This window comes from Bradyrhizobium sp. USDA 4473, from assembly GCF_054063335.1.
Genome location: NZ_JBSSGE010000001.1, coordinates 6,014,997 through 6,041,755, shown reverse-complemented (window position 1 = coordinate 6,041,755; position 26,759 = coordinate 6,014,997). Strand labels below are relative to the sequence as shown.

The 26,759-nt window shown below is 64.2% G+C and carries 30 protein-coding genes and 2 tRNA genes; 17 read left to right on the top strand and 15 right to left on the bottom strand.

All coding sequences use genetic code 11. The features are described from left to right. Positions 1-23 precede the first annotated feature (23 nt). The 3 genes from ACVW17_RS28615 to ACVW17_RS28605 all read right to left on the bottom strand — a co-directional run bounded on the left by ACVW17_RS28615 (position 24) and on the right by ACVW17_RS28605 (position 3,005). Entirely contained in the window at positions 24-1,109 is a 1,086-nt protein-coding gene (locus tag ACVW17_RS28615) for a 3-deoxy-7-phosphoheptulonate synthase (RefSeq protein WP_456754975.1), read from the bottom strand. 237 nt (positions 1,110-1,346) lie between these two features. Next, entirely contained in the window at positions 1,347-1,919 is a 573-nt protein-coding gene (locus tag ACVW17_RS28610) for an HdeD family acid-resistance protein (protein WP_456754974.1), read from the bottom strand. 48 nt (positions 1,920-1,967) lie between these two features. Continuing rightward, positions 1,968-3,005: a PrsW family glutamic-type intramembrane protease gene (locus ACVW17_RS28605; protein WP_456754973.1), complete on the bottom strand. Its 1,038-nt coding sequence runs from the start codon at positions 3,003-3,005 to the stop codon at positions 1,968-1,970. Positions 3,006-3,451: 446 nt separating this feature from the next. Between ACVW17_RS28605 and ACVW17_RS28600 the strand changes: the two genes are divergently transcribed. Next, positions 3,452-4,357 carry a sulfite exporter TauE/SafE family protein gene (locus tag ACVW17_RS28600; protein WP_456754972.1) on the top strand — a complete coding sequence of 302 codons (906 nt, stop codon included), beginning with the start codon at positions 3,452-3,454 and terminating at the stop codon, positions 4,355-4,357. A 7-nt stretch (positions 4,358-4,364) separates the two neighbouring features. On the opposite strand, the gene ACVW17_RS28595 is transcribed toward ACVW17_RS28600, so the two are convergent. Beyond that, the gene (locus ACVW17_RS28595; RefSeq protein ID WP_456754971.1) at positions 4,365-5,597 is read right to left on the bottom strand and encodes a hydantoinase/carbamoylase family amidase; all 1,233 of its coding nucleotides are present in this window, start codon (positions 5,595-5,597) and stop codon (positions 4,365-4,367) included. A gap of 166 nt (positions 5,598-5,763) precedes the next feature. Here ACVW17_RS28595 and ACVW17_RS28590 point away from each other — a divergent pair, with 166 nt between their 5' ends. From ACVW17_RS28590 to ACVW17_RS28570, 5 genes are all read left to right on the top strand, one after another. Then, the gene (locus ACVW17_RS28590) at positions 5,764-6,105 is read left to right on the top strand and encodes a hypothetical protein (protein ID WP_456754970.1); all 342 of its coding nucleotides are present in this window, start codon (positions 5,764-5,766) and stop codon (positions 6,103-6,105) included. Positions 6,106-6,183: 78 nt separating this feature from the next. Beyond that, complete coding sequence (locus tag ACVW17_RS28585) at positions 6,184-6,333, top strand: hypothetical protein (RefSeq protein WP_456754969.1); 150 nt, start codon at positions 6,184-6,186, stop codon at positions 6,331-6,333. A 146-nt stretch (positions 6,334-6,479) separates the two neighbouring features. Continuing rightward, a tRNA-Glu gene (locus tag ACVW17_RS28580) sits at positions 6,480-6,554 on the top strand. 168 nt (positions 6,555-6,722) lie between these two features. Continuing rightward, complete coding sequence (locus ACVW17_RS28575; RefSeq protein WP_456754968.1) at positions 6,723-6,980, top strand: PilZ domain-containing protein; 258 nt, start codon at positions 6,723-6,725, stop codon at positions 6,978-6,980. Between the two features lie 31 nt (positions 6,981-7,011). Continuing rightward, complete coding sequence (locus ACVW17_RS28570; protein ID WP_456754967.1) at positions 7,012-7,257, top strand: hypothetical protein; 246 nt, start codon at positions 7,012-7,014, stop codon at positions 7,255-7,257. 18 nt (positions 7,258-7,275) lie between these two features. On the opposite strand, the gene ACVW17_RS28565 is transcribed toward ACVW17_RS28570, so the two are convergent. From ACVW17_RS28565 to ACVW17_RS28550, 4 genes are all read right to left on the bottom strand, one after another. Beyond that, positions 7,276-7,917 (bottom strand): glutathione S-transferase family protein, encoded by a 642-nt coding sequence (locus ACVW17_RS28565; RefSeq protein WP_456756551.1) that lies wholly within the window; start codon positions 7,915-7,917, stop codon positions 7,276-7,278. A gap of 351 nt (positions 7,918-8,268) precedes the next feature. Beyond that, the gene (locus ACVW17_RS28560; protein ID WP_456754966.1) at positions 8,269-8,721 is read right to left on the bottom strand and encodes a VOC family protein; all 453 of its coding nucleotides are present in this window, start codon (positions 8,719-8,721) and stop codon (positions 8,269-8,271) included. 595 nt (positions 8,722-9,316) lie between these two features. After that, a complete protein-coding gene (locus ACVW17_RS28555) occupies positions 9,317-9,562 on the bottom strand; it encodes a hypothetical protein (protein ID WP_456754965.1) in 246 nt (81 codons plus the stop codon). 127 nt (positions 9,563-9,689) lie between these two features. Beyond that, positions 9,690-9,863: a hypothetical protein gene (locus ACVW17_RS28550; protein ID WP_456754964.1), complete on the bottom strand. Its 174-nt coding sequence runs from the start codon at positions 9,861-9,863 to the stop codon at positions 9,690-9,692. Positions 9,864-10,027: 164 nt separating this feature from the next. Between ACVW17_RS28550 and ACVW17_RS28545 the strand changes: the two genes are divergently transcribed. From ACVW17_RS28545 to ACVW17_RS28535, 3 genes are all read left to right on the top strand, one after another. Next, a complete protein-coding gene (locus tag ACVW17_RS28545; RefSeq protein WP_456754963.1) occupies positions 10,028-10,375 on the top strand; it encodes a GrlR family regulatory protein in 348 nt (115 codons plus the stop codon). A 234-nt stretch (positions 10,376-10,609) separates the two neighbouring features. Further along, the gene (locus tag ACVW17_RS28540) at positions 10,610-10,795 is read left to right on the top strand and encodes a hypothetical protein (protein ID WP_456756550.1); all 186 of its coding nucleotides are present in this window, start codon (positions 10,610-10,612) and stop codon (positions 10,793-10,795) included. 312 nt (positions 10,796-11,107) lie between these two features. Continuing rightward, positions 11,108-11,383, top strand: coding sequence for a hypothetical protein (locus ACVW17_RS28535; protein WP_456754962.1), 276 nt, complete (start codon positions 11,108-11,110; stop codon positions 11,381-11,383). 101 nt (positions 11,384-11,484) lie between these two features. Here ACVW17_RS28535 and ACVW17_RS28530 read toward each other — a convergent pair whose 3' ends face one another. Next, positions 11,485-11,646, bottom strand: a complete 162-nt coding sequence (locus ACVW17_RS28530; RefSeq protein ID WP_456754961.1) for a hypothetical protein — start codon at positions 11,644-11,646, stop codon at positions 11,485-11,487. A 193-nt stretch (positions 11,647-11,839) separates the two neighbouring features. Here ACVW17_RS28530 and ACVW17_RS28525 point away from each other — a divergent pair, with 193 nt between their 5' ends. The 6 genes from ACVW17_RS28525 (at position 11,840) to ACVW17_RS28500 (ending at position 18,142) form a co-directional block, all read left to right on the top strand. Continuing rightward, complete coding sequence (locus ACVW17_RS28525) at positions 11,840-12,601, top strand: SIR2 family NAD-dependent protein deacylase (RefSeq protein ID WP_456798151.1); 762 nt, start codon at positions 11,840-11,842, stop codon at positions 12,599-12,601. Between the two features lie 214 nt (positions 12,602-12,815). After that, positions 12,816-13,478: a cold-shock protein gene (locus ACVW17_RS28520; protein WP_095734425.1), complete on the top strand. Its 663-nt coding sequence runs from the start codon at positions 12,816-12,818 to the stop codon at positions 13,476-13,478. A gap of 158 nt (positions 13,479-13,636) precedes the next feature. After that, a complete protein-coding gene (locus ACVW17_RS28515; protein WP_456756549.1) occupies positions 13,637-14,074 on the top strand; it encodes a DUF192 domain-containing protein in 438 nt (145 codons plus the stop codon). Positions 14,075-14,189: 115 nt separating this feature from the next. Then, a tRNA-Pro gene (locus ACVW17_RS28510) sits at positions 14,190-14,266 on the top strand. Between the two features lie 329 nt (positions 14,267-14,595). Further along, the gene (locus tag ACVW17_RS28505) at positions 14,596-15,372 is read left to right on the top strand and encodes a cyclase family protein (RefSeq protein ID WP_456754959.1); all 777 of its coding nucleotides are present in this window, start codon (positions 14,596-14,598) and stop codon (positions 15,370-15,372) included. A 949-nt stretch (positions 15,373-16,321) separates the two neighbouring features. Continuing rightward, positions 16,322-18,142, top strand: a complete 1,821-nt coding sequence (locus ACVW17_RS28500; RefSeq protein ID WP_456798150.1) for a carbamoyltransferase family protein — start codon at positions 16,322-16,324, stop codon at positions 18,140-18,142. 54 nt (positions 18,143-18,196) lie between these two features. Here ACVW17_RS28500 and ACVW17_RS28495 read toward each other — a convergent pair whose 3' ends face one another. From ACVW17_RS28495 to ACVW17_RS28485, 3 genes are all read right to left on the bottom strand, one after another. Next, positions 18,197-19,666 (bottom strand): SagB/ThcOx family dehydrogenase, encoded by a 1,470-nt coding sequence (locus ACVW17_RS28495; RefSeq protein ID WP_456798149.1) that lies wholly within the window; start codon positions 19,664-19,666, stop codon positions 18,197-18,199. Between the two features lie 12 nt (positions 19,667-19,678). Next, positions 19,679-21,931, bottom strand: a complete 2,253-nt coding sequence (locus ACVW17_RS28490; RefSeq protein ID WP_456754956.1) for a TOMM precursor leader peptide-binding protein — start codon at positions 21,929-21,931, stop codon at positions 19,679-19,681. A 217-nt stretch (positions 21,932-22,148) separates the two neighbouring features. After that, positions 22,149-22,526, bottom strand: a complete 378-nt coding sequence (locus tag ACVW17_RS28485; protein ID WP_456754955.1) for a hypothetical protein — start codon at positions 22,524-22,526, stop codon at positions 22,149-22,151. A 300-nt stretch (positions 22,527-22,826) separates the two neighbouring features. Between ACVW17_RS28485 and ACVW17_RS28480 the strand changes: the two genes are divergently transcribed. Beyond that, positions 22,827-23,720 carry a VOC family protein gene (locus ACVW17_RS28480; protein ID WP_456754954.1) on the top strand — a complete coding sequence of 298 codons (894 nt, stop codon included), beginning with the start codon at positions 22,827-22,829 and terminating at the stop codon, positions 23,718-23,720. A 9-nt stretch (positions 23,721-23,729) separates the two neighbouring features. On the opposite strand, the gene ACVW17_RS28475 is transcribed toward ACVW17_RS28480, so the two are convergent. Further along, a complete protein-coding gene (locus ACVW17_RS28475) occupies positions 23,730-24,893 on the bottom strand; it encodes an OpgC domain-containing protein (RefSeq protein WP_456754953.1) in 1,164 nt (387 codons plus the stop codon). 272 nt (positions 24,894-25,165) lie between these two features. Here ACVW17_RS28475 and ACVW17_RS28470 point away from each other — a divergent pair, with 272 nt between their 5' ends. Then, a complete protein-coding gene (locus ACVW17_RS28470) occupies positions 25,166-25,471 on the top strand; it encodes an ETC complex I subunit (RefSeq protein ID WP_456754952.1) in 306 nt (101 codons plus the stop codon). Positions 25,472-25,506: 35 nt separating this feature from the next. On the opposite strand, the gene ACVW17_RS28465 is transcribed toward ACVW17_RS28470, so the two are convergent. Together ACVW17_RS28465 and ACVW17_RS28460 are read right to left on the bottom strand one after the other, a co-directional pair. After that, entirely contained in the window at positions 25,507-26,001 is a 495-nt protein-coding gene (locus ACVW17_RS28465) for an Lrp/AsnC family transcriptional regulator (RefSeq protein WP_456799001.1), read from the bottom strand. Between the two features lie 2 nt (positions 26,002-26,003). Beyond that, complete coding sequence (locus ACVW17_RS28460; protein WP_456798148.1) at positions 26,004-26,651, bottom strand: TetR/AcrR family transcriptional regulator; 648 nt, start codon at positions 26,649-26,651, stop codon at positions 26,004-26,006. Positions 26,652-26,759: the final 108 nt, after the last annotated feature.

Sequence of the window (26,759 nt, the reverse complement as noted above, 5' to 3'; positions counted from 1 at the left end):
AATGCTCAATGCGTTCGGTTGCGTCAGGCCGAACGCTCCTGCAAGCCGTCACGCCGCACGCGCCGCCTTGCGTCGACGGCGTCGGCCAGCTGCTTCAACAATTCGGCCGTCGTATCGAGGTCGATGCAGCCATCCGTGATGCTCTGGCCGTAGGTCAGAGGTTTGCCCGGCGCGACGTCCTGGCGTCCCGCGACCAGGTTGCTTTCGATCATGACGCCGACGATGCGCTGCTCGCCGCCTGCGACCTGCTGCGCGATGTCGGCGGCCACCAGCGGCTGGTTCTCCGGCTTCTTGCTCGAGTTGGCGTGGCTGGTGTCGATCATCAGCCGCGCCGCGACACCGGAGCGGCCGAGCTCGGCGGCGGCGGCATCGACGCTTGCGGCATCATAGTTCGGTACCCGGCCGCCGCGCAGGATGACGTGGCAGTCCTCGTTGCCGCTGGTCGCGGCGATCGCCGAACGGCCGCCTTTGGTGACCGCCATGAAGTGATGCGGGTGCGACGCCGATTTCACCGCGTCCGCCGCGATCCGCACGCCACCATCGGTGCTGTTCTTGAAGCCGACCGGGCAGGACAGGCCGGACGCCAGCTCGCGATGGATCTGGCTCTCGGTGGTGCGCGCGCCGATCGCGGCCCAGGACACGAGATCCGCGATGTATTGCGGCGTCGTCATGTCGAGGAATTCGGTGCCGGCCGGCAGGCCGAGATTGTTCACGGCCGACAGCACGTTGCGGGCGAGCCGCAGGCCCTTGTTGATGTCGAAGCTGTTGTCGAGATCGGGATCGTTGATCAGCCCCTTCCAGCCGACGGTGGTGCGCGGCTTCTCGAAATAGACCCGCATCACGATCTCGAGGCGGTCGGCGAGCTGCTCGCGCAGGCCGGCGAGGCGCTCGGCGTAGTCGACGGCCGCCGCGGGATCGTGAATGGAGCAGGGCCCGACCACGACCAGCAGGCGGTCATCGGTGCCGTTGAGGATGGCGTGGATGGCGTTGCGGGCGCCCATCACGACGCGGGTCGCCGTCAGGGTGCGCGGGACCTCCCGCATCACCTCTTCGGGCGTACTCAGCTCTTTCAATTCCTTGATGCGAAGATCGTCTGTCGTACTCAACACGGCTGGCTCCTTTGGATTTTCGGGACCTGCCGGCACACAAAAAAGCCGCCAGGTCTGGCGGCTTGTTTTGGATGTTTGCTGCAATTCTTCAGATTGAGCGCGATCCTCCTGCCGCCAGCGAGCTGTCGTAGCTAAAGTACCAAAAATAGCTGGTGGCAGTGGTGATCATGGGGCGGCTCTATAGCGCAGGGATTTGGGGCTGTCACCCCCCAAATGCAAGCCTGCCGCGGTTCGCCGTCAGGTGTTGCGCGCCGCCAACGCCATGCCGATCAGGGTCGCGCCGCCGAACATCAGGTTGAGGCCGACCAGCAGGCCGATCGCCCAGCCCGCCGACTCCGGCAGGCCCGCGATGATGAAGAAGGCGATCACGATATCCATCAGGCCGGCGATCAAGAGCCAGGACCAGCGTCCCGACAATTCCCGGCGGTGCTCCAGCGCGTACATGATGGTGGCGACGCCCTCGGCGACGAAATAGGCGCCGATCACGATGGTCAGCGTCAGCACGCCCTGCAGCGGACGGGCGAGCAGCACCAGGCCGGCCAATACGGCGAGCGCGGCTGAGATCAGCGACCACCAGAAGCCCGGCATGTTGCGCGCCCAGAACGTCACGATCAGTCCGCCGATGCCCGAGATCAGGAACATCCAGCCGAGGAAGATGGTGACGGCGAGGCTCGCGAAGGCCGGTACGATCATCGCCGCGATGCCGAGCACCACGAGCAGGATGCCCTCGAACAGGAACGCCTTCCAGTGCGCCTTGACGGCGGCCCGCATCTCCGATCGCAGTCTGTCGAGGTCGTTGGACAGGGTCATCGCGGCTTTCCCGATCTGCGAGCGCAACGTCTGCGCGTGCTGCGTATCCTAACTCTGGCTTGGCGCGGACGGGAAGCCCTCCGCGGCGGTCCGCATCCGGTTGCGGCCGAGCAAGTAGACGGCGGTGGTCGCGATCAGGAGCGCGAGGCCAATCAGGATCGAGGTGAAGCCGATCGGCACCAGGATGAACGACGCATTGCGCTCGGGATTGACGTACCAATGATGCAGCGAGGTGAGCAGGAAGCAGACGCCGGCGAAGCCGGTGCCGCCGCCGATCACGAGCAGCGCCCACATCCGCCTGAGCTGGCTGAGCCGCTCGCGCGCGACATCGGTGCGCGGCGCATGATGCTTGCCGAGGCGGCGCACCAGGCGGATCGCAAAGCCGATCGAGGAGAAGCCGACCAGCACGCTGGCCGAACCGAGCAGCAGCCGCGTCGTCGAGCCGAGATCGGGCATGCGCTGCAGCGCGAGCAGCGGAAAATCGAATGCCGCGTGCAGCAGCACCGGCGCGACCAGCACCAGCGTCCAGTTCGTGATCCGCGCCCAGTCGCGGTGACCGCGGTAGGCGCCAAGCGCGCCGCCGGAGCGCGCGATCGCGAGGTAAGCGCCGGCGATGATCCCGAGCGCGCCGTGGAACGGCACGGTCAGCACGCTGCGCAACGCCGCGAGCGCGCGCCACATGTCCTTGTGCTGCACCAGATAGGCGAGGTTCTCGTAGGCGGCAAAGCCGAGCCCGGCCGCCGCGCCATAGACCACCGTATCCATCGGATCGGCGAAGGCGCGGCGTCGCGTCGAGATGGCGACGATGACGAGAACCTTGACGATCTCCTCTGGTGCCGCGACGCCGAACAGCGCGCGCACCGCCTGCGTCGCCCAGGGATTGTCGGGAATAGCGAGCAGCGCGTTGAACGGAATCCGCGCCAGGCCGAGCAGCGAGATGCTGGCCGCGCCGAGCACGAAGGCGAGCCACACCTGCACCGGCGGCCCGGGGCGTTCGTCGGCTGCGATGACGAGCCACAGCACCAGGAGCGCGGGGGCAATGGCGGCGGCGCCAATGACCGTTGGAAGCGACTCAAGCAACAACATGAGCCGAACGGGCCCTTTCAATGGCATCAAAGCGATGCGCGGACCCAAGAAATGGCAGCAAGTTCAGCGGATTGCAAATCGGGCGGCGAGGAGAACCGGTTCGGCCGAGGCCATTCTCGTGTCCAATATGCCACGGCGCCCGCGAAAGCGCGCCGGAAGCCCGTTGTTGCGGTCTCGGTCAGAGCCGGGGCGGGCTGCAGGCTATCCGCTCCCGGCCAGGTTCCGAAGCCCCAAGGCTCGGACAAGGCTCGGTCAAGGCGTCATGCGGCGCTCGCCGCGCAGAGCTTTCAACGCTCCGTGAGATGGCGACCTCTGAACGAGGCGATCCGTCATCACCGCGAGCGCGGGTGCTTTGCAAAACCCGACAGCCGCAAGTTTCGGCGCCGAGCCGCTTGCGTTAGGCTATAATGCCGCAGGCAAAGCGACTGATCCGGTAAAAGCCAGAGATGACTTCCATTGATTCTGCTGTGATCGTTCTTGCCGTGATCGCTCTGTTTGCGGCTTTTGTGAACGGTGCGTTGGGTTACGGGTTTTCCTCGCTTACCGTGCCGGTCGCGCTTGTCTTCTACACCAACCGCGTGCTCAACCCCGCGGTTGTCATCGTCGAAGTCTTCGTCAACCTGTATGTTCTGTGCATCAATCTGAGCGGCGTGCCGGCGGTGTGGCGGCGCGTGCTGCCGATCCTGATCGGGCTGTTGCCGGGCATCGCCATCGGCGCCTTTACGCTGACATCGCTGCAACCCGGCTGGACCAAATTCGCCACCTACTCGATCATTCTGCCGCTGATCCTGTTGCAGGCAGCCGGTTGGCGAAGGCCGATCCAGTCGAAATGGCTGGTCGGTCTGCCCTTTGGAACGACGCTCGGCATCCTGTACTCGGTCACGACCATCTCGGGACCGCCGCTCGCGATCCTGTTCAACAATCAGGGCCTCGTCAAAGATGAGTTCCGCGCCGGGCTCGCGCTGGTCCGGGTGGCGGAATCCAGTTTGACCGCGATCGCGTACTACAAGCTCGGCCTTTTCATCGACGAGAGCCGCAGCATCCTGTTCGTGCTGGTTCCCTGCGTTGTCGTCGGCATCCCGCTCGGCGCCTGGCTGATCCGGCGGCTGGATGCCGAGACGTTTCGCCGGATCTGCATGAGCTTCGATGCCTGGGTCGTGGGATTTGGCCTGTCGCGCGTCTTGATCGAAGTGAAGCTGATCGACAGCCCGTGGGCCTACAGCGTGATGGTCGGCACGATCCTGATCGACGTCTGCTTGCTCTATGTCTTTTTCACCGCGCGGCGCGGCACCGCGCAGGGTTCGCACGCGCTGGCTTCGCTGCGATCCGGCAACCGGAGCGGTCCGAGCTGACGGCGCGTCAACCTGCCAGCAGGCGCCGGCAGGTTTCGACAAACACTTGCGCTCCTGTGACGATGTCGGCGTCGGCTGTGTTCTCGCTCCAATGATGGCTGATGCCGCCGATCGACGGCACGAACAGCATCGCCGCCGGCATGATGGTGGCGAGCACCTGGGCGTCATGGCCGGCGCCGCTCGGCATCCGGATCGATTTGCCGCCGACGCAGGCCGCGCTCGCGGCCTCGATCGCATCCTGGAAGGCGGGCGTCATCATCGCGGGCACGCCGGTACGGATGCGCTCGACCTTCACGCTGCAACGCCCCTGTGCGGTGACCTCATCCGCCATGCGACGCAGGTGCGCTTCGAGACGTGCGATCACCTCGGGATTGTCGTCGCGGATCTGGAACAACATCTCGGCGCCGCCGGGGATGACGCTCGGTGCGCCCGGATCCAGCGTGATGCGGCCAGTGGTCCACACCGTGCGCGGGCCGCACAGGGCAGGGAAGCTGTCGTCGATCGCGACGCAGAACCGCGCCAGCGCAAGTCCCGCATCCCTGCGCACCGCCATCCGCGTGGTGCCGGCGTGGTTCTGCTCGCCAATGAAGGTGATGCGATACTGCCAGATGCCGACGATCGAGGTGACGATCCCGATCTTGAGTCCGCTGCTCTCCAACGTGTCGCCTTGCTCGATATGGGCTTCGAGATAGCCGATATGGCGGCCAGCCTCGGCGGTGAGGCGCGGGCGGCCGGCGAAGCCGGCATCCTGCAATGCCTGTCGCATGGTGCGACCATCGGAGCGGTCGCGCGCGGCGTCGATGTCGGCTTCGGTGACGGCGCCGGCAAATGAGCGGCTGCCGAGGAAACTGCCGAAATGCCCTTCCTCATCGCACCACGAAGCGACCTCGACCGCGCCGCGAATCTCCGGATCGGGATTGATGACGCGCGCGGCTTCCAGCGCGTAGATCACGCCGAGCGGCCCATCCAGCCAACCCGCATGATTCTGGCTCTCCAGATGCGAGCCGGCCAGTAGCTTCGGTCCCGGCTTTGCGCTGGTGCCGAGCAAATTGCCGATGCCGTCGATCGTCGCCGTGAGGCCCGCGTCGGGCAGGCGGCCGGCGAGCCAGTCGAGCGAGCGCAGATGCGGCTCGGAGAAGGTCGGCTTGTGCACGCCGGTCTTGTAGGCGCCGATCGCACGCAGCGCGTTGAGATCGGCGAGCACACGCTTGCCGTCGAAGCGATCGTTGGGGCCTGGCATGAAAGGACTCCGGATTAGCGTCTTGAATACGTCTTGGCGCCGCAATCCCGTCTTGATGCCGTCGCGGTTGGATGCGACGGAACAATCAGGGTGAACGATTTCTTAGCGGTTCTGCTCTTAGGTCGCAGTACGACTGTCGCAGTACGAATAGCGTGTGAGTGTGATCATGTCTGCATTCCGGAACTGGGCCCGCAAGGCCGCCGTGTTGTTTCTTCCGATCGCGCTCGGCGCCTGCGCGCAGGTTGCGCAGCAATACAGCATGACCACGCCGGCGCCTGGAAGCGGTCCGCTGGCCTGGGATGGCGCGGGACATGATCCGAATCAACCGCAGCCGCGGCGTCATGCGCGCAACGTGTCACCTGCCGTGCCCGAGGCGCAGCTGTCGGATGCGGAGGCTGACGATCGGCTCGCGCGCAAGCTCGTGATCTGCAGCACCTGCATCAAGCAGACACCGGCCGTGGCGGCGGTGCAGCCGACCAATCGCCAGGACGTCGCCAGCAATCACTAACGGCCGGTGCCGAGCGTGCTGCCGCGGGCCGGCCTGCAGGCCTTAGTTAGGCCACGAAGTCGGTTGATGCGCAGGCCCATGTCGATCCGCAGATTCATTGTTCCCGCCGTCGTCCTCGCGCTCGCCGCCACCATCCTGATCCACGTCGGCGGTTCACGAGCCCATGCCCATGTGCCGCTGCATTGCGGCTTCTGGACCTCGATCGAGGCCGGTCTGTCCTGCAGATAGGCTCTTCAGGGCCAATCCGGGAAAAGCGTGTCTCGACGCTTGCCCGCCCGGCCAATCGCCACTATACGTTCGCCCGTCGCGGCCGTTGACGGCTGCGGCCAATCCGGCCCATCTCACGTCTAACGTATTGATTTGCCGGGAGTTTTGCTCCCTTCGTCTATCGGTTAGGACGCCACCCTTTCACGGTGGAGAGAGCGGTTCGATTCCGCTAGGGAGCGCCATCACGCGCCAAACCGAAATTCCCGCCAATGCAATGACCGTCCTTGGGCGGACTGCCCTGTCGTGCCTTCTGAACGGTGTGAACAACGCCGCGATCCCTGCAATCCGCCGCGATTTCGCAACCCTTTGGTAAGCCACCGGCGCTAGGCGTGTGCCCGGGGATGATGTGAATGGCGTTAGGGTCCAAGAAGCGCGACGTGCGCAAATCGCTGCGGCAGTCCGGCTGGATCACGCTCGACGGCGGATTCGCGGCGCGCCCTTGCGTGATCGAGGACATGTCCGCGTCGGGCGCGAAAATCACCGTCCAGGACAACAACACGCTGCCGGCCAAGCTGCGGCTGGCGTTCTCGCGCGATGCCCGCACCGGACGCGCCTGCGAGGTGGTGTGGCGCGAAGGCAAGACGTTCGGCGTCAAATTCGTGCGCTAGCCTCAAAAGGCTGTGCAGGATAGAAGGCCGGATGCGCAAAGCCTGCCTCGCCATCGCCGTCCTGCTTCCCGTTGCCGCATTGGCGCAGCAGGGCGACCGCCGGAACTTCCAGGCGCCGCCCGACGCCGGGAAAACCTTGCCGTCGAAATCGATGACGCGGAGCAATCCCTGCGCGTCGTACGGACCGGGCTTCGTCAAGGTCGAGGGCACCGACACCTGCGTGAAGCTCGGCGGCGGCATCAGTGTCGAAGGCGGCACGATGTCCAGCGGGCGCTGAGCGGCCTGCCGGCCGCGCTCACGACATCGGCGGCGCGACGATTTGCACGAAGGCGGGCCGCTGCGCGATCTCGCCGAACCAACGTTCGAGATGGGGCAGCCTCGGTTTGGTGATACCCTCGACGCCGAACCAGCGCCGCGCAAAGGCGCCGAGCGCGACGTCGGCGATGGTGAACTGATCGCCCTCGATGAAGCGGCGGGTTGCGAGCTGCGCCTCGGCGACACGCCACACCATGCCCTCGGCATCGGCGGCCTGCTGGAGCTGAACCATGTCGCGCTGCTCCGGCGGGGTGCGCACCAGCCCCCAGAACACCGGACGGTCGACCGGTTGCAGCGTCGACAGCGTCCAGTCGAGCCAGCGGTCGACGGCGGCGCGTGCCTTCGGCGCCTGCGGATAGATCGGAGAGTGCTGGCCATAGGCCATGCAGAGATAACGCATCATCGAATTGGATTCCCACAGCACATAGTCGCCGTCGACCAGGGTCGGAACGCGCCCGTTCGGATTCATCGCGAGATAATCGGGCTGATCGTTCTTGCCGAACTGCATGCCGGCGTCGATGCGCTGATAGGACAGGTCGAGCTCGGCGAGACACCAGAGCACCTTCTGCACATTGACCGAATTGGCCCGGCCCCAGATCGTCAGTTGCGGCTTGCTGTCCATCACGCGTTTCTTCCCGCTGTTGTGCTTTGGGCGCGTTCTTAGCCGAAGCCTCAGGGAAAAGCGCGGGGCGAATTGCACCGAGAACAAAAAAGGAGGCTCCGCCGCATTGCGGCAGGCCTCCTCGATGTCGATGCGTCAAAGCTCCGTCAGTGACCGAACAACAACCACAGCACGATGATTACCGGAATCGGCACACCCAACAGCCAAAGCAAAATTCCTCGTCCCATCTCCGTTGCCTCCTCGCATTCCTCTTGTGGGGAGGCAACGTCAATGGTCGCGTCACGTTCCTAACGATCGCCCCGCGCATTGCCGCGGGAAAGCGAGCAGGAACGAAGCGCGCGGACGCGGAGTTTACCAGTGACCGGTATTGGGCATCGAGGCCCATGGTTCGGCCGGCGCCTTCGGATCGCCCTTCTGCAGGATCTCGATCGAGTGCAGGTCGGGCGAACGCACGAATGCCATGTTGCCGTCGCGCGGCGGACGATTGATGGTGACACCCATCTTCATCAGCCTCTCGCAGGTCGCGTAGATGTCGTCGACCTCATAGGCGAGGTGGCCGAAATAGCGGTCCTCGCCGTATTTCTCCTCGTCCCAATTGTAGGTCAATTCCACCAGCGGCGCGCCGCGGGTTTGCGGCAGCGACTTCAGCAGATGCAGGTCCTCCTCCGCGCAGAGAAACACCAGCGTGAAGCGGGCCTTGTCATTGTCGATGCGACGCACTTCCTTCAGCCCCAGCGCGTCTTGATAGAATTTCATCGCGACATCGAGATTGCGGACGCGCAGCATGGTGTGCAGATAGCGCATTTTTTATCCTCCTGAGAGATTCAGAGATTTTCTTTGGGCTCGGGCGAGACGGGCCAAGAATTAGCAGCAAAATGCGACACAGGGCAGGGACTTTGCGCGGCACGCGATATGAGAAAGCCCCGCCCGGGAAAAATCCGGGACAGGGCTTTCGTAGTCGAGCCTTGGAGGCTGCGCCTCTATCTCATCGAATGACGGTCATGGCCAATCAAGGACGCGCGAGGTTGGACGTTCTCTAAAAATCGAACCCCACGGGGGGGCAGGTTCCCGGGCCCGGAAATAGAAAGCCCCGCAGGCTGGATGCGGGGCTTTCCCAGCTGACGGACTGGGGATCTCTCAGGGCGTGAGCCGTCAACTGTTGGGGACCAAACTTAAGGTTGAATTCGTAAAATGCAACAGCGCCGCGTAGACGGAATATCTTCGTCCCACAGCGCTGTGCCGGATGCTGGGCCCTGAAATCCCCAGCGCGAATAAGTCTTCGGGGCGGGCAAAAAGTTCAACGACGTCGCATGGGATACGCGGTGCCAAGCCCGCAAGGGCGCCTATCGCCACCCCGGTCTTGATGTGCGTCTTGATATCTCGTCTTGATATCTCGCGATCAATTCGGCTTCGGCCCCTTGGTACCGGTTTTTGGGGCGTCGGTCGCGCCACCCGCCGTGCCCTTGGTCTCGGACTCATTGGCCCGTTTCGTATCCATGCCCGTGGTGTCCATCGAGCCCCGCGGCGTGGCTCCATTGGTATTTTCAGGCCGCTCCATGCCGCTTTGCGGGGCGGGGCCCGTATTCTGGGCAAAGGCCGGGCTGCAGATCAGGGTGAGGAGCATGATGATGATCGGCTTGTACATGGATGTCTCCTGGCGTTACCAGGATGACCGGCACGCGGTCGAGTGGTTCCTCTCGATCGCATCGACCGGAGTGGGGCGAGCCGCGGCCTCCGGTGCACTCGGCGCGGCGGTTGCCGTCGCCGCCCCCTCACACCTTGATGTCGAGAATGGTTTCGATGGCGTCGCGGTCGGCCTTGTTCTTGGCGGCGAACACGTCGAGCACATCCTCGCTGATGACACGCGGCTGCTGCTTCGCCGTCTGATCGACGACGAGCTGCACCCGGGCTTGCGTCACTTCGGCAGGTACGGGGTAAATGAGCATGGCTCGCTCCCTCCGGCAGCCGACCTTGTCAGGGCTTTCTTAACGATTTGTGAGCGCCCGGACCGGCGCTTTTGGTCCGAATCGGGACTCCAGCGGCATCGACCCGCTCGCCTGCGGCCAGGCTTGGCGCCATACTGCCGCTTTCGGGACCGGCGGCGCGATCGATGAGGAATGGGCTCTATTCGATCCACATCCACATGACGGACGGAGTCCGGGGCCGCGACAGCGGTGTCTTGATCCTGCGCGACGGGTTGCTGATCGGCGGCGGACCGTATTTCTGGTCGATCGGCGCCTACACGGTCGGCGAGGGGACCTGGAAGGGGCACCTCAGCACCAACCAGCACACGCCGTTACCTGACCCGTTCACGCGGCCGCTGTTCGCAGGCCACGAGGTGACGAGCGGCTTCTCCGGCACCTTCAGCGGCGACCAGGCCGAGGTGTTCGGCACCGTGCTGGTTGGAACCCGCAGCCTGGGCTTCCAGGCAACCCTGAAACGGCTGGCGGACGCCTGATCGGCGCGAGGCCTGTGGACGGGTGCGCAGCAAGTGTCGAAGCCCCTTGCACAAATCGGCCGGGTGCTGCGGTGGATTTGCTGCGGACAAGCAGGGGATATTCTGTGGACTCGCGGTGTGCGGCCGATCGAGCCATCATTACCGGGCCACCGCTAACCCTACCGGGTTAGGTTAAGGGCAACATCGCGTTGCCACCACCTGCGATTGCGCTAGGGATGATTGCAGGTGACCGCCATGATGCCATCGTTCCATAGCGCTGACCGACCAACCCACCGGCGTGTCATGGTGGTGGGTCTGCTGTTCTGCGCGGCCTTCGTGGTGATCAGCTTCTGGCTGCGGCCGCAGCCCGAGGGTGGCAAGGTGCTCGTCAAGGCGGATCGGCTGGTCCGTACCGCGGGAGAGGCGCGCAAGGCGAACTGACGAGACGAACTGCAAGGCCCGCCGGCGCTCAGTCCGGCAGCTTCCCGTTCGGGTGCTTGTGATACATCGCGATGCCGATGAAACCGGCAAAGCCCATCACATTCAGCAGCAGTTCCATCCACGCCGGCATCGATGCCAACCTCGCTTGTGCAAAAGCTAATCTCTCAGGTTGTGTTTTTGTTCCGGCGCTAACCGATGGTAGCTTTGCGCAATCGCATGGCTGCGGAACCGGAGCACTGCCCGCACCGGGCCTGGTTGCAACCATCCCATCGCCCCCGCGTTAGCTTCACGAACTTGAGTGAGGAGGTTGCGATGAAAAAGACATTGGCAGTCCTGGCGACGGTTGCGACGGTTGGTGCAACGATGGTCAGCGCGCCGGCACAGGCACGCGGCATCGGTCCAGGCCTGGCTTTCGGTCTGGCCGCCGGCGCACTCGCCGCGGGCGCGGCTGGCGCATATTACGGCCCTCATTATTACTACGGGCCCGGCTACGGCTACTATGGCCCGCGATACGGCTATTACGATGACGGATACGCCTACTACCGCGGTCCGTACTATCGGCACCACTACTACCGCCATTACTGGTAATGGCGACGAGCCCGGAGCACATCGCTCCGGGCTTTCTCAACTGCGCCTCATGATGTGATGGCGAGGACGCCCGCATTGACCATGAGCGGGCAAGGACGCCATCAGGCGCGCTTGCGGTGCAATCCGCTCCAGACAGTGCCGAGCGTGTTGTCGTAATATTCCTGGCGGTCACGTTCGAACTTCTGCTGCGTCGCCCGGAAGCTTGCAATGCGTGCGACGATCTCCTCGCGCTCGCGCGCGACGCGCTCTTCCAAATCCGTCATTGCCCATCCTCGTCGTCGTGGTCCTATCCCGGCGCGCATTGGCGTCGGTGAATCGGGCGTCAATGCGGAGCAGGCCGTGCAGGAATGTGATGATGCTGAGGCGGCGGGGCGGGGCCTGGTCAACCGCGTCGCGGTCGGGCTCGCAACCGGCCCGACCGTGCTATAGTCGCTGTGGCCAACCGGATCGTTTGCAGTGATCGCGAAAGACTTGCGCAGCGGCGTCGAGCTGCTCGGCAACATGATTGCCGAGGCATCATCGATCGTGCCCTTCACCGGGGCGGGCATCTCGACCGAGTGCGGCATCTCCGACTTCCGCTCGCCCGGCGGGCTGTGGACCCGCAACCGGCCGATCCCGTTCGACGAGTTCGTCGCCAGCCAGGAGGCGCGGGACGAATCGTGGCGTCGCCGCTTCGCGATGGAACCGACGTTCGCGGCGGCTAAGCCCGGTCGCGGGCATCGCGCGCTCGCCTCGCTCTACCGGGCCGGCAAGGTTCCCGGCATCATCACGCAGAACATCGACAACCTGCATCAGGCCTCGGGCTTCAAGGCCGACGACGTCATCGAGCTGCACGGCAACACGACCTATGCCCGCTGCATCGGTTGCAGCAAGGACTACGACCTGTCGTGGGTGAAGCAGCACTTCGACAAGACCGGTGGGGCGCCCGACTGCGCGGAGTGCGGCGATCCGGTGAAGACCGCGACGATCTCGTTCGGGCAGTCGATGCCGGAGGATGCGATGCGCCGCGCCGCGGAACTCGCCCGGCAGTGCGATCTGTTTCTGGCGATCGGGTCATCGCTGGTGGTGTGGCCCGCCGCGGGCTTTCCGATGATGGCGAAGGAGAGCGGCGCGCGGCTCGTGATCATCAACAACGAGCCGACCGATCAGGACGACATCGCCGATCTGGTGATCCGCCACGACATCGGCGACGCGCTTGGTCCTTTCGTAGGCAATTGATGCCCGATTGATTCGCGGGCTGTGCAAGCCTGTTCATAGTTCCCGCAAGAATCGTTTTTTAGCTATGCCCGGCAAGCGGGAGTGTTATCTTTTGATCGAGAGATTCGCGCAGCGTCCAGGTGAGTTGTCCAAGTGAGTTGGTCACGGAGAGCAGCGCGTACAGGATGCGCCGCAACGTCGGCGATCTGCATTTTGATGTGTGGGGTCCGGGGTCATGGGGTCGGACGGATTTGAGTCCAAGAAGCTCGGCGGACCGCCGATCGGCGGAGTTGGGCAAAGTCGGATTGCACAAGGCGAGTATGGCAGCGCGCCGCGCGATCCGGCGATGGATGCCTTCTCCGGTCTCGGCGACGCCGCGGCCAATCTGGTCGAAGTCTCCGGCGTCATCAAATGGTTCGACGCTTCGAAGGGATACGGCTTCATCGTCCCCGACAATGGCTGGCCCGACATCCTGCTGCACGTGACGGTGCTGCGGCGCGATGGCTATCAGACCGCCTATGAGGGTGCGCGCCTCGTCGTCGAATGCGTGCAGCGCGCCAAGGGCTACCAGGCCTTCCGCATCGTCTCGATGGACGAGTCGACCGCGATCCACCCGGCGCAGATGCTGCCGCCGCGCACCCACGTCACGGTGACCGCGACCAGCGGGCTCGAGCGCGCGCAGGTCAAGTGGTTCAACCGGCTGCGCGGCTTCGGCTTCGTGACTTGCGGCGAGGGCACGCCCGACATCTTCGTGCATATGGAGACGCTGCGTCGCTTCGGCATGACCGAGCTGCGCCCCGGCCAGTATGTGCTGGTGCGGTTCGGGCCCGGCTCCAAGGGCATGATGGCCGCCGAGATCCACCCCGAGACCGGCCCGTCGGCGCTGTCGTCGCACTGAGCCCATCAGCCGCCTCCTGACGGAAACGTGAGCCGCTGGCGAGGCCTCTCGGCTCTGGCATTTGCCGCAATCATCGGGTTAGGGTCCGCCGGAAATTCTTCCCCGGTTGCGAGTATTTGTCGATGAATTCCGTTCGTAGTGTTGGTCGGCTGTCGCTGATGGCCTGCCTCGTCATCATGGCCGGCGTGCTGCTGGCCCCGGCCGCGCAGGCCGCCAGCGTCCAGCCGCTCGAGATCGTCACCAAGTCGGGCGTGCATGTCTTCTCGGTCGAGATGGCGACCACCGAGCAGGAGAAGGAGACCGGCCTGATGTACCGGAAGGAGCTCGCGGACGGCAAAGGCATGCTGTTCGACTTCTCGCCGGAGCAGGAGGTGTCGATGTGGATGAAGAACACCTACATCTCGCTCGACATGATCTTCATCCGCGCCGACGGGCGTATCCTGCGGATTGCCGAGAATACCGAGCCGCTGTCGACCAAGATCATTCCGTCGCGGGGCCTCGCCAAGGGCGTCCTCGAGGTGATTGCCGGCACCGCGCAGAAATACGGCATCCAGCCCGGTGACCGGGTCGGCCATCCGCTGTTCGGCGGCCACTAGCGTTTTGACGCGATTTCGGCACGGAAACCGATGCCGGTTTCGGCCGCAGCAAGCGCGCACCGGCGCCTTGCTGGCGCCGGCTGAAGCGTGTATCCACGGGGCTTCTCGGAAATGTCGGGGTATAGCGCAGCCTGGTAGCGCGGCAGTTTTGGGTACTGCAGGTCGTTGGTTCGAATCCAGCTGCCCCGACCATCCCATCCCGAGGCTTCATCGCACACTGTACCGTGGCCGGTCGCGCGAGACCGGGCGGACATAGCTTTGATCGAGATCATCCGGACCGACGCAACAACGCCGCCCGGACGGAATATGTTCGCCCAGGCGGCGCCGTCGAATACTGGGCCCTGAAATCCCCAGTGCCAATGAGTCGTCCGGACAGCGGATAGGTTCAATATTGCGCCGCCTCGCCGCAGCCTGCAGCGGGAGGTCAACCGCTGAGAACGCGGCCGGATGTGGCTTGCCGATCATGCGCGCGTGCTGGCAGGGTGGTTGGGCCTGACAAGACCAATCCGCGAGGAGGCACCATGGCGCACAGACTGATCGATATCTCCGTTCCCCTGCAGAACGACGTTCCGGCCGATCCGCCCGGCAATCACCCGACCATTCAGTATATCGACCACCAGCAGGGGCTGCCGCGCATGCTGCAATTCTTCGATGGATTGAAGGCGGCCGATTTGCCTGACGGGCAGGGCTGGGCGGTCGAGCAGGTCTCGCTCTCGACCCACAACGGCACCCATCTCGATGCGCCCTGGCATTTCCATCCGACCATGAACCGTGGCGAGCGGTCCTGGACCATCGACGAGGTGCCGCTGGAATGGTGCTTCCAGCCGGGCGTGAAGCTCGACTTCCGGCATCTGCCTGACGGTTACGTCGCGACCGCGGGCGATGTCGAAGCCGAGCTGAAGCGCATCGGTCACACCCTGTCGCCGCTCGAGATCGTCGTCGTCAACACCAGCGCCGGCGCGAAATATGGCCAGCCCGATTACGTCAATTCGGGCTGCGGCATGGGCTATGAGGCGACGATGTATCTGCTCGAGCGCGGCGTGCGCCTGACCGGCATCGACGGCTGGAGCTGGGACGCGCCGTTCGTTTTCACCGCGAAGCGTTATGCAGAGACAAAGGACGCCAGCCTGATCTGGGAAGGCCACAAGGCCGGGCGGCACATCGGCTACTGCCATATCGAGAAGCTGCACAACCTCGAGCAGCTGCCCTCGACCGGGTTCACGGTGTCGTGCTTCCCGGTGAAGATCGAGCGCGCCTCGGCCGGGTGGACGAGGGCGGTCGCGATCCTCGACGGCTGACCGCGGCGGGCGTTCCTGAACAGGCCCGGGAACCGGTGGACAGACTGTTCATTCCGCTCGATTGTTGCGGGATGGCTACAGCCTAAGGCAGATCAATCTGCTCTGATGCACGTCGTAGATGCATTGAGTGATTGGGCCGGCGGCTCGTCCTCGCGTCCCGATTTTCTGAAGCGTTCTCTCCCGTGACTAGAGCCCCGGCGCGTCTCCCGGGGCTCTCTCTTGCGTGCCACCGTCAAGCCGGGCCACAAACGAAATCAGGTGCGCCGAGACCGACGCACCTGCTTGATATCGTCAATATCGCTCGCGGTTGTTACCAACGGCAAACGCGAACACCACGCGGGGTCCACCAGCAGCGGGGACCGACGTAACCGCCGTAGTAGCCATAGCCACGGCCATAATATCCGCGACCATAGCCCCACCCGCGGCCGCGACCCCAGTAGCCGCGCCCGCGCCATTGCGCTTGCGCAGACGACGTGGTGGCGCCGACCAGGATGGCAGAGGTGCTTGCGACATAGACGAACAACAAAGCGACTGCTGCAAGGCAACGAGTCAGGATATTGTAGCGTTTAGTCATTCCAGAGATCTCCAGTCACTTCCAAACATCAGAACCGATGCTGGCTGTCTCGCTTAGACGCGCGAGACCGGCATTCGGTTCTTACGCGGCAAGACAATATTTTCACCAAGGTTCTTGCGGATTTTGCGGACACTATTGAGGTCGATACATGAGGTCAAGTTACGGTCCCATTTGCAGATATGATCCGGCCGCGGCGTTCATCTTGCCGTTCATCTGCCGTTCATTCTGTTCATCATGATCTGCATGATCTGCGTTGATTTGATCGTTGGCCGCAGAGTCGAAATTCGAAGACCTCGAGAAAAGTGTATCGGTAACTTGATGTCGACACGATCGTGCGTTCCGAGCATCCAGTAAGTCGCCCGCCGAAGAGTATCCATGCCGAAGCAACACACCTATGTCCTTGGTCTCAACGTCTACGACCATGACGTGAGCGCCTGCCTGCTGCGTGACGGCGCGATCGCCTACGCGATCTCCAAGGAGCGCATCACCCGCGAGAAGCACGCTTCCGGCTTCTACAAGGAGGTCGTCGATTACTGCCTGTCCGCCGAGGGCATCACGCTCGACGACGTCGATCTCGTGGTGCGCAACAGCTACATCCTGCCGGTGCCCGAGCTGGAGGAGCGGATGCTCCACCAGGACATGCCGGGCTTCCTGCCGATCGCCGAGCGCAATGAGGCAATGAAGCATCCGCTGTTTCGTTCCAAGTCCGACAAGGTGGTATCGATCTCGCATCACCTCGCGCATGCCTACAGCGCATTCGCGGTGTCGCCGTTTAAGGACGGTGTCGTGATGATCGTCGACGGCGTCGGCAACTACCAGGCCGACGCGATGGAGTCCTATCCGCAGGACGGCGCATCGCCGCTCGCCCGCGAGTCCGAGAGCTACTACAGGTTTGACGACACCAGGCTGGAATGCCTGAAGAAGGTCTTCATGGAGCCGGCGCGCGGTCTGCTGTCGGACGAGTTCTACAACATGCCGGGCCTGGGGGCGCTGTACAGCCGGGTCTCGACCTACGTGTTCGGCGACTGGAACAAGTGCGGCGAGCTGATGGGGCTTGCGCCCTATGGTCGTCGCGAGCAGGTCGGCCATCTCCTCGAGATGAAGGACGGCAGGCTGCACGTGCCGTTCTGGGGCGACGACAACCGGCAACCCTTCGTGCTCGACGGCGGCAGGTGGGACCAGAGTCCTGCGATGCGGCACTGGGAGGACATCGCCTGGCGGGTGCAGGACGACACCGAGAACGTGCTGCTGGCGCGGGCGCGCTGGCTGCGCGAGACCACCGGTGCGAAGAACCTCTGCATCGCCGGCGGCGTCGCGCTGAACTGCGTGGCCAACGGGCGTATCGCGCGCGAAGCAGGCTTCGAGAATATCTGGATCCAGCCCGCCGCCGGCGACGACGGCATTGCGATCGGCTGCGCCTATTACGGCTGGCTGGAAATCCTCAAGCAACGCCGGTCGTTCGTGATGGACCACGCCTATGTCGGCCGGCGCTACAGCGACGCCGAGGTCGCGGCCGCGCTGCAAAGCTTCCTGGTGCGCATCCAGGTCGACGCCAAGCGAAGCGACAACATCTGCCGCGATACCGCGAAGCTGCTTGCCGACCAGCGCGTGATCGGCTGGTTCCAGGACCGTTCCGAATTCGGCCCGCGCGCGCTCGGCAATCGCAGCCTGATCGCCGATCCGCGCAAGGCCGAGATGAAGGACATCCTCAACAGCCGCGTCAAGCATCGGCAGGCGTTCCGGCCGTTCGCCCCGATCGTGCTGGCCGAGCGCATGCGGGAGATTTTCGAGGGCGAGGAGGACTCGCCCTACATGCTGATCGCAAAGCCGGTGCGGCCGGAATGGCGCGACAAGATCCCGGCGATCGTGCATGTCGACGGCTCGGCGCGGGTGCAGAGCGTGCGCGAACAGACCAACCCGACGCTTTACCGTCTGCTGAAGGAGTTCGAGGCGCTGACCGGCGTACCGGTGCTGATCAACACGTCGTTCAACGTCAAGCGCGAGCCGATCGTCGAAACGCCCGAGGATGCCGTGAGCTGCTTCCTCACCACCGGGATCGACAACCTCGTGCTGCACGACACGCTGGTGTCGAAGACCGCGATGCACAAGGTCGTTGCGCCGGTCATGACTACGTTCGGCGATGTCACGAGCATCGTTGCCGCGACCGCCGCGCCTGATCCGAGCCGCGCAGGCTGATCGGGTTGCTCCCAGTGAGGTTGTCATAGCGGTTGTCTTGGCGGCGATCGAGGATCAGGCGGGCGCGGATGGCGCGATGCCGCGCCCCAGCGCGAACTGGCCGACCGGTCCCTCGATGTGGAAGTCGAGCCCGGTCATTTTCGCGAACAGATCGATATTGACGGTGCCGATCGCACAGCCGCCGAGGCCCAAATCCGTCGCCACCAGATACAGCGTCTGGGTCAGGACGCCGACGTCCTTCAGGATCAGCGCATAAGCGATGGCGCTGTACTTCCAGGAGATCCGGCCGAAGCGCGCGGCGATCGTGATCAGGATCTGAGGCCGAGACGATGCATCCATGGCGAAGGCCGCGCTTTGCATCACGGCCTCGACGTATTGCGGGCGGACGTCGATGGCGGCCAACGCGTGCGCATCGGCGTCGTAATGATAGAGGCCCGGCGTCAAGCCATCGCAATTGGCGACGGCGAGATAGAGCTCAAGCTCGTAGGCGCTGCCTGCTGCGGGATACGGCCTGCTGGTGTATTCGATCTCGGGCCCGTCGTCGGCAAACTCGAGCGGGCTGCTCCATTTCGCCCGGACCCGCGCGACACTGTTCAGGAATGCCGCAAGCTCGGCCAGCGTGATCGGTTTGCGATCGTCGAAATCGCGCGTCGAGCGTCTGTCATGCAGCAGCTGTTCGAGCGCGGAGGCGGTGCAATCGGAGTCCGGCAGCTTGATGGTCTTGCCAGGCCAGGCCGGCCGGATCGCGGGAAGCGGCGCGATCAGCCCGGTGTGCGGATAAAGGCCTCCCAGCGGATTGGCCTGCCGGCCTTCCGTGCTGCGGGTGTGGAACAGCAGATCGTGGAAATCCCACAGCACCAGGCCGTCGTCGCCTTCGGCCTGCCGCAGGGTATCGCGGTCGGTCGCGTCGGCCTCGACGAGGATGTGACAATCCAGCAGGAGCGCGAGCAGGGCTGATCCCGGATAGCCGTCTTGACGCCGGATCTGGCTGATCCTGTGCGGGGTGGCGAGGGTCGCGAGCAGGGCCGCAATCCCCGCGTCACGAATCCTGAACAGCGCGCCGGCCCGCGGGGATTCCAGTACCATCTCTGCGCCGCGTCGCCGCATATAGGCAAAGCGCGACAGCACCACCGTTGTCGCGTCAGTGAGCTTCGGCGTCCGCGGCCAATAATCCGGAAGCTGCGGTTCGATCACCGCCAGATCGTCGTTGGCGCGTGCGCCCGCGAGGCGAAATTCAATCAGGCCGCGGCGCGCCAATTGCCGGAGCAGGCGCTCGATGTCGCGCTCGACCGCATCGCCGTCGGGCGCAGCGGCAGATAGCGGCATCCCGGTCGGCAGCTGCTGTGCACGCTTTATTGCTGCGGCGCTGAACGTCCCCAGCGGCTCCGAATAATCGTCGAAATGCGCCGCCATGCTGCCATCGGCCTGCGCCTGCAACACGACGCGCGCGTTGAGCCGGGCGAAAAGGGTCGGCGGCGTGCCCCGCGATGTCTTGTTCTCGTTCGTTTTCCTGGGCGCAGGCACGCCGGTATCACCTCAGCTATGCGGGAGGAACGGCGTCAACTCGCTCTCGAGCGACGGGTGATCGCGCAGTCCCAGCTTGACCGGTACGTCGTAGAGCCGTCCCGGTCCAAAGCGGCGATAGAAATGGCGCAGGCCCGGGACGATGACCCGGACCACCGGCACTTCGACGTCCGGCCGGGTCTGATCGAGCACGAGGAAGTCCATGCCGGCGCGCGCGGCGATCTCGACACAGGCATCGGCTTGCGCGCGCGCATTGTCGAGCGGTACGTTCGCCGCCGGGGCGGGGGGCACGATCGGGTTGGGGTCCGGAATCAAGAACGGATGGTCCTCGAGCCGCAGCGGATTGATACCATCCAGGCTCGGCTTCTCGCCGCTGCCGCCGCCCATCAGTCCGATCGACAGGAACTGGTTCAGCTCCGTCAGCGACCGCAGCAACGCGATGCGCGGGTCGAAGTGCGAGCCGGAGCCGAACTCGATATTCTCTTGTCCGTTCTGCATCCAGTGCACGATGGCAACATAGGTCGGGATGGCGAGATCGCTGGTGATGTCGAGCACCCAGAGCTTGCGGCCGGATGCCTCGAGCTGCGATTTGAGGTCGCGGACATACGCATCGTCGAACTGGTCGAGGTCGACCTCTGCCCGCCGCGATCGGTTGTACCACCAGATCGCGTAGGCATCGCGCTCCATCAATTCAAGGAAGCCTTGTGTGATCGCTTCCTCGCGGGTGTTGCCGGCCGCGCAGCCGTTGGAATCGGCAGCGAAGGCGGCCGGGCCCTGGTAGAAGAAATACAGCAGGCTGGTCGGAATCTGGCGGAAACGCTTGTCGCGCAGCGACCAGACCGGGCTCCACTCGATCCGCTGCGACGGATCGAACGGTTCCGGCGCCGGCTGGGTGGGATGGGAGTCGTTATGGTTGTGCACGGCACGGGTGCGGTACTGCTCGTCGCTGAACAGCAGGATGTCGTTGGGAGGGATTGCGTCGCCTGAGGCAAAGTCGGTGAAGCGCTTGCGCGCCCGGATCTCATCGCCCTGGAAGATTCCCGAATATCGCTCGATCGCCTCCATCAGTGCGCTGGCCTCGCCTTGCTCGGCGGTGCTGCCCTTGCCGAAGCTGCCGCCGCTCAATCCCGCGCGGAGCTGATCGACGTTCTGCGCCGGCGCGGAGAAATTATGCTGGGCGTAGAAATTGGTGTTCATCGGCAGATCGACCTCGATCCGCTCCAGCCGCGTCACCACGCCGGTCAGCGGGCTGACATGCTTCCTGAACCGCGCCACCGTGGCGCGTGACGACACCGCACGATAACCGCCGCTGGTCATGATGAGCTTGGCGCCCGGTCCCAATTCAACCGGCTGCGGCGCGCGCCGCGGGTTTTGCAGTTTCTTGCTGCCGCAGGTAGGGCATTGCGGTCGCGCCGCCACATAGTGCCTGGCGATCGTCGAGCCCAGCAGGTCGAGACTGACGATGTGGTTGCGCAGATCGGTGCGGAAGCCGCTGGCGATCGCCTTGGCGATCTCAACCGCGGCGAGCTGGATGGCGCTCTGTCCAACCGGATGCTGCGCGAGCGGAGAGACCGCGACCGGCCGCGCCGCGCCGCGATCGAGGAAGCCCTTGACCTCGCGGTTGCGGATCATCCGGTCGAACAGGCAGGTCCAGCACGCGGTCTGCCCCGGATTGAACACGGGACCGACCAGCGGAAACACGCCGGACGGCTGCACCAGCAACCAGGGCGATCCGTCAGAGACATGCTGCAAATTGCGCTCGGCAAGCCGCCGATCGAGGTAGTCGTTCACCAGCGTGACCGTGAGGTCGGGCGATGTCTTGACGACGCGGACGCCCAGCTCCTGGAGTGCCTTGCTCAATTCGACCGCGCCCTTGACGTCGATCGCCTCGAGTCGAACCCGGCAATTGTGCAGGTTCTGCTCGGCGATCGCCTCGGGAAGGCCGAGGCTCGCCCAAAGCCCGGCAATAGCGTTGGCGTGACCGGGCGGCTTTGAGATCACATACCGGCGATCACAGAGCCGCTTGATGGCTTCATTGATCTTGTCAGATGGAAACTTCCGCCCGAGTTCGGCGGTGAGCCTGGCGACACTACAGCCATTCGCACCGATCGCGGACGCCAGCGCGCAGTAGAGCTCGCCATGGAGGAAGAACTTTCGGTCTTCGGAATAGAGGCAGACAACGTCCGGAGGCAGCACATAGGCTGTGAAATTCGGAGCGAACTGCAGAACGTCCTTGTTGGCGCGCGGGGTGGATTTTCCTGGCAAAGAACCGTTCCTGTGCAGCTTGCGGGGAGACTATTGAATAGGAGACGAGCCGTGAAGCGGGGGCGTCGCGCCGGCCGCGACAACGTTCGCGCGGGGACCCGCAACGAGCCGGGCAACGATACGGCGACAAGATGAATTGACAACATGAATTGGCCGGGCCGACGTGTGTCGGACCCGGCCATGACGATCGATGCATGCCAATGCGATGCTGTCTCGACTAGCAGAGGCGGCAGGCGCCCCACGACAGGCAGCAGCCACCGCCGCAACCACCGCAGCCGCCGCAGCGGCAGCCACGGCAACCGCGACAGCCACGGCAACCCCGGCAGCCGCCACATCCGCGCCATGCGACCTGCACGCCGGCTCCGGCGTCTTCCTTGTCGAACAGATGGAACGTCGCCAGGCTGACGTCGGCGATTTCCTCGTCGCCGAGTGTGATGGCCTGCGTCGGTCCGTATTTTTGGGTCTGCGGCATGTCTGCTGCCGGCACGGTCGATGCCGATGCAGCTCCCACCAGCGAGAAGGTCAATCCGGCTGCGCCCAACGCGGGCACGGCGGCCTTGGCCACACGCTTGCCAGTCACACGCTTGCCAGTCACACGCTTGCTCTTGGGGGCTTGCTTCACTCGTGGCATACTCGCATCCTCCATTCTTGACGTGTTTTCGAATTCAACTCTCGCGCAGTTGTACAATCCGTCGCAGTTGCATGCAAGACGCGCTGCGCACACACACTCGCGAGGCGGCTAGCGAGTATCAAGTGTTGTCGTTCATCTTCGTTCCTAGGTTCATCTTGATGAACACGATTATTGGTCGGCGCGTGCGGCCGGACACGATCGTTAACACTTCAGGACTCTCCATGCTGCATTGCGATCACGCCGGCGCCCAAGCGAGGAGCAGCCATGTCGGGTGATGGCGCGCGCTTCGCGTGGTACGAGCTGCTCACCACGGACGTTGGTGGCGCGAGTGCCTTCTACGGCAGCGTGCTCGGCTGGGTCACGAAGGATGCGTCGACGACGGCGCTTCCTTACAGGTTGTTCATGTCGGGCGAGCTTCCCCGCAGCGGCCTGATGGAGTTGCCGGAGGAGGGCAGACGCAAGGGCGCGACCCCGCGATGGATCGGCTATGTCGGTGTCGACGACGTCGATGTAGCCGTCCGCCGCATGCAGGAACTCGGCGGTGCCGTCTATGTGCCGCCGACCGCCACCAATATCGGCCGCGTTGCCATCGTCGCCGATCCGCAGCGAGCGACGTTCGGATTGCTGAGCGGATCGAATGTCGCCTGGTCGGCTGCTGACGGGCTCGATGCCGTCGGGCGTGTCGGCTGGCACGAGTTGCTCGCGGACGACTGGCGCAAGGCGTTCGGCTTCTACAGCGTGGTTTTCGGCTGGCGGGCGGCCGATGGCGGCAACGCCCCCGACGAGACCTATCAAATGTTCTCGGCCGGCGGGCTCACCGTCGGCGGAATCTTCAACAAGCGTCCGCTCGAGCCGATCGCGTTCTGGCTCTACTATTTCAACGTCGACGACCTCGACGCCGCCATCATGCGGGTCAACGCCGGCGGCGGACAGGTCTATGAAGGGCCGCTGGAACTACCGAGCGGGAGCTGGATCGTCCGCTGCCTCGATCCGCAGGGCGCCACTTTTGCCCTGGAGGGACCGCGCAAGCCCGACAGTATCGCGAAGGCGCCGGCGGCGGAGTACCGCTGGACCACCAGCTATGATGCATTCACGTCGAAGGGCCGATGGCGGAGCGACCAGCCTGCCGGCAGGGGACGCCCGCCTGGCAGCAAGTGAGGCGGATCGTCAGCCTGCCTTCGCCGGTGCCGCCGGTTTCGGCGCCGGCGGCTTGATCGGCTTGTCCTGCCGCTTCGACCACGAGATGTAATAGGCCACGATCGTCATGATCGCGATGCCGGAGATGCTGACGAAGATCTGCGCGAACAGCGAGCCCGAGCTCATCGAGAGCTCGAAATGCCCGACAAAGGACAGGAACACGCCGACGCAGAACACCGCGAGCGACTGCTGGCCGCAGACGATCAAGGGATCGAACACCTTCCACTCCAGCGCCGACCAGTCCTTCGGAATGAAGCGGATCACCAGCACCGTGATCACCACGAAGTGCAGGAAGCGATAGGGCGCGAGGTTGGTCTTGTCGTTCGGGTTGAACGCCGAATACAGCCAGTCCGGGAACTGGGCGCCGAATTCCGGGAAGCGTCCGGCCATGGTCATGACCAGCGCGAAGAGCAGATAGGCGATGCAGAACCACAGCGTGTAGCGCGAATTGATGATGTGCATGTTGGCGCGCGCGCCGCCCATCGCGCACCACGAGCCGAACACGAACAGCACCTGCCAAGCGAACGGATTGAAGTACCAGGTCCCGGCCGGGTAGGCCGGCAGGTTCCAGCCCATGTGGCGCGACACCAGCCACAGCGCGAGCGAGGCCAGCATGGTCCAGTTCGGCTGCCGCAGCATGATCCACAGCACCGGCGGGAACAGGCCCATCAGCACGATGTAGAGCGGCAGCACGTCGAGATTGACCGGCTTGAACTTCAGGAACAGGCCCTGGCGCAACGTCTCGGTGGCGTTGTCGACGAGGCCGGCGACGTTGAACTCGTTGATGATCTCGGAATCGCCGAAGCGCAGCGCCAGATAGCTGATCGAGGCGATGTAGATCACGAACAGGATGATGTGGGCGACGTAGAGCTGCCAGACCCGCTTGGTCAGCCGGGTTGCGCCGACGATGAAGCCGCGCTCCAGCATCATGCGGGCATAGACGAAGGACGCGGTGTAGCCGGAGATGAAGACGAACAGGTCCGCGGCGTCGCTGAAGCCGTAATTCCGCGTCGTGATCCAGTTCACGATATTGTCGGGGATGTGATCGAGATAGATCGCCCAGTTCGCGATCCCGCGGAACAGGTCGAGCCGGAGGTCACGTCCTTTGTCGGGCAGGTGAGCGTGGATTTCCATGGGGCGCGCCGCTTCTTCGAGGTGATGCTGTCGAGAAGGCCGTGCTGTAACAATCTGGCCGCGGACCCAAGGGAGCTCAAGAGAAGCCGCTCGGGGCCAGATTGTCACAGCGCGGTAGAATGACTATACCGGTCCGGCGAAGGCTCCCTCCGGGATCGAGGAATCACCGATCAATTGGTAGAACGGTGTCTCTATACTATCCCGGTGGTTTCCTTCAAATCGCTTCCAAATCTTCCGCTTTCATGTCGCTTATCCCACGGGGCCGACCATCCATGACCGCACGCATTTTTAAGCCCGCCAAAAACGCGATGCAATCGGGACGTGCCAAGACCAAAGAGTGGCAACTGGATTTCGAGCCGGAGCAGCCGCGCACCGTGGAGCCCTTGATGGGCTGGACCTCGTCGACCGACATGAAGCAGCAGCTGACGCTGCAGTTCGAAACCAAGGAAGAGGCGGTCGCCTATTGCGAGCGCAAGGGCATCGCCTACCAGGTGATCGAGCCGAAGGATTCGGCGCAACGCCAGATCGCCTATGCCGACAATTTCGCGTTCCGCCGCTGGGAGCCCTGGACCCACTAAGGTCGGACCCACTAAGGTCGGACGCACGAGGTCGGTCAGCTTGCAGGGCTTGCTGCGAAGCTATCGGGAATCGGCAGCGGCGCGTCCTTGGAGACGCCGAGCACCGGAAAGCTTCGAATTTTACGCACATTGGGCAGGCCCGCGAATTGCAGCAGCTGCCGGCGCATGTCATCGACGCTGGGTGCGACGCAGCGGAGCATGAAATCGGCATCGCCCGAGATCCGCCAGCATTGCAGGAAGCGCGGCACGGCCGCCACCGCGGCCTCGAACGCCTCGATCCCGGTCAGGGTCTGGCTGTCGAGCTGGATCAGGACGAAGGTCGTCACCTCATAGCCAAGCAGCCGTTCGTCGAGCGTGGCGCGGATCGCCTGCACAACGCCGCGGCTGCGCAGCGCGCGCAAGCGGCGCAGGCAGGGCGGGGCCGTGATGCCGACCCGCTCGGCGAGCTCGTTGATCCTGATCCGCCCGTCGCGCTGCAACTCGGCCAGGATCCGCCGATCGATGTCATCGAGCTGCGGGCGCTCCGTCACAGTCACGAACCCGCAATCGCGGTTTGCGCGCTGTTGCGAACGGCCTGTCCGATCGCGGCCTGCGGCGCGACGCCTGACAGCACCAGCTTCTCATGTGCCGCGATGATGGCATCGCGGGTGAGGCGGCCACCGGGGCGATACCAGGTGCAGAGCCCCGTCAACAGCGAGATGATGGCGAAGGTCGCGACCTGGATATCGACCACTTCGAATACGCCCTCAGCCACGCCGTCGGTGAGGATCTGCGCCAGCCGCGCCTCATAGGCGCCGCGCAGCGCCACCACCGCGTCGTAGTTCTTCGCATCGAGGCTGCGCAGCTCGGAATTGGCGATGAACACCTCGCGCTTCCGGGTCATGTGATAGGTGACGTGGAAGGCGACGAAAGCACGCAGCTGCGCGACTGGATCGGCCTTGCCTTCGAGCGCAAGATCAAGCTCGCGCAGCAAATCGTTGATATGGTCCTGCACCAGATCGAACAGCAGGTCCTGCTTGGTTGAGATATGGTTGTAGAGGGAGCCGGCCTGGATGCCGACCTCGGCGGCGAGTTGGCGCAGGCTCATCGCCTCATAGCCGTGCTCGAAGATCAGGCGCACGCCGGCCTTGCGGATCGCCTCCAGCGTGGTGGGGCCGTGTGAGCCGATCGTGCGTGCCATCGGGGCCTCGAAGGAATGTTGGCTTGAGCACAGGAAACAAGCGAACGACCGTATGTTTATGGCATGAAATGCCAACAGATTCAACGAACTGCGGATTTCAATGCCAAA

What these genes read in the sequence shown, in the direction of transcription:
- ACVW17_RS28610 (WP_456754974.1), bottom strand. Translation starts at nt 1,919, where the DNA reads ATGACCCTGTCCAACGACCTCGACAGACTGCGATCGGAGATGCGGGCC.
- ACVW17_RS28605 (WP_456754973.1), bottom strand. Translation starts at nt 3,005, where the DNA reads ATGTTGTTGCTTGAGTCGCTTCCAACGGTCATTGGCGCCGCCGCCATT.
- ACVW17_RS28600 (WP_456754972.1), top strand. Translation starts at nt 3,452, where the DNA reads ATGACTTCCATTGATTCTGCTGTGATCGTTCTTGCCGTGATCGCTCTG.
- ACVW17_RS28595 (WP_456754971.1), bottom strand. Translation starts at nt 5,597, where the DNA reads ATGCCAGGCCCCAACGATCGCTTCGACGGCAAGCGTGTGCTCGCCGAT.
- ACVW17_RS28590 (WP_456754970.1), top strand. Translation starts at nt 5,764, where the DNA reads ATGTCTGCATTCCGGAACTGGGCCCGCAAGGCCGCCGTGTTGTTTCTT.
- ACVW17_RS28585 (WP_456754969.1), top strand. Translation starts at nt 6,184, where the DNA reads ATGTCGATCCGCAGATTCATTGTTCCCGCCGTCGTCCTCGCGCTCGCC.
- ACVW17_RS28575 (WP_456754968.1), top strand. Translation starts at nt 6,723, where the DNA reads ATGGCGTTAGGGTCCAAGAAGCGCGACGTGCGCAAATCGCTGCGGCAG.
- ACVW17_RS28570 (WP_456754967.1), top strand. Translation starts at nt 7,012, where the DNA reads ATGCGCAAAGCCTGCCTCGCCATCGCCGTCCTGCTTCCCGTTGCCGCA.
- ACVW17_RS28565 (WP_456756551.1), bottom strand. Translation starts at nt 7,917, where the DNA reads ATGGACAGCAAGCCGCAACTGACGATCTGGGGCCGGGCCAATTCGGTC.
- ACVW17_RS28560 (WP_456754966.1), bottom strand. Translation starts at nt 8,721, where the DNA reads ATGCGCTATCTGCACACCATGCTGCGCGTCCGCAATCTCGATGTCGCG.
- ACVW17_RS28555 (WP_456754965.1), bottom strand. Translation starts at nt 9,562, where the DNA reads ATGTACAAGCCGATCATCATCATGCTCCTCACCCTGATCTGCAGCCCG.
- ACVW17_RS28550 (WP_456754964.1), bottom strand. Translation starts at nt 9,863, where the DNA reads ATGCTCATTTACCCCGTACCTGCCGAAGTGACGCAAGCCCGGGTGCAG.
- ACVW17_RS28545 (WP_456754963.1), top strand. Translation starts at nt 10,028, where the DNA reads ATGAGGAATGGGCTCTATTCGATCCACATCCACATGACGGACGGAGTC.
- ACVW17_RS28540 (WP_456756550.1), top strand. Translation starts at nt 10,610, where the DNA reads ATGATGCCATCGTTCCATAGCGCTGACCGACCAACCCACCGGCGTGTC.
- ACVW17_RS28535 (WP_456754962.1), top strand. Translation starts at nt 11,108, where the DNA reads ATGAAAAAGACATTGGCAGTCCTGGCGACGGTTGCGACGGTTGGTGCA.
- ACVW17_RS28530 (WP_456754961.1), bottom strand. Translation starts at nt 11,646, where the DNA reads ATGACGGATTTGGAAGAGCGCGTCGCGCGCGAGCGCGAGGAGATCGTC.
- ACVW17_RS28520 (WP_095734425.1), top strand. Translation starts at nt 12,816, where the DNA reads ATGGGGTCGGACGGATTTGAGTCCAAGAAGCTCGGCGGACCGCCGATC.
- ACVW17_RS28515 (WP_456756549.1), top strand. Translation starts at nt 13,637, where the DNA reads ATGGCCTGCCTCGTCATCATGGCCGGCGTGCTGCTGGCCCCGGCCGCG.
- ACVW17_RS28505 (WP_456754959.1), top strand. Translation starts at nt 14,596, where the DNA reads ATGGCGCACAGACTGATCGATATCTCCGTTCCCCTGCAGAACGACGTT.
- ACVW17_RS28500 (WP_456798150.1), top strand. Translation starts at nt 16,322, where the DNA reads ATGCCGAAGCAACACACCTATGTCCTTGGTCTCAACGTCTACGACCAT.
- ACVW17_RS28480 (WP_456754954.1), top strand. Translation starts at nt 22,827, where the DNA reads ATGTCGGGTGATGGCGCGCGCTTCGCGTGGTACGAGCTGCTCACCACG.
- ACVW17_RS28475 (WP_456754953.1), bottom strand. Translation starts at nt 24,893, where the DNA reads ATGGAAATCCACGCTCACCTGCCCGACAAAGGACGTGACCTCCGGCTC.
- ACVW17_RS28470 (WP_456754952.1), top strand. Translation starts at nt 25,166, where the DNA reads ATGACCGCACGCATTTTTAAGCCCGCCAAAAACGCGATGCAATCGGGA.
- ACVW17_RS28460 (WP_456798148.1), bottom strand. Translation starts at nt 26,651, where the DNA reads ATGGCACGCACGATCGGCTCACACGGCCCCACCACGCTGGAGGCGATC.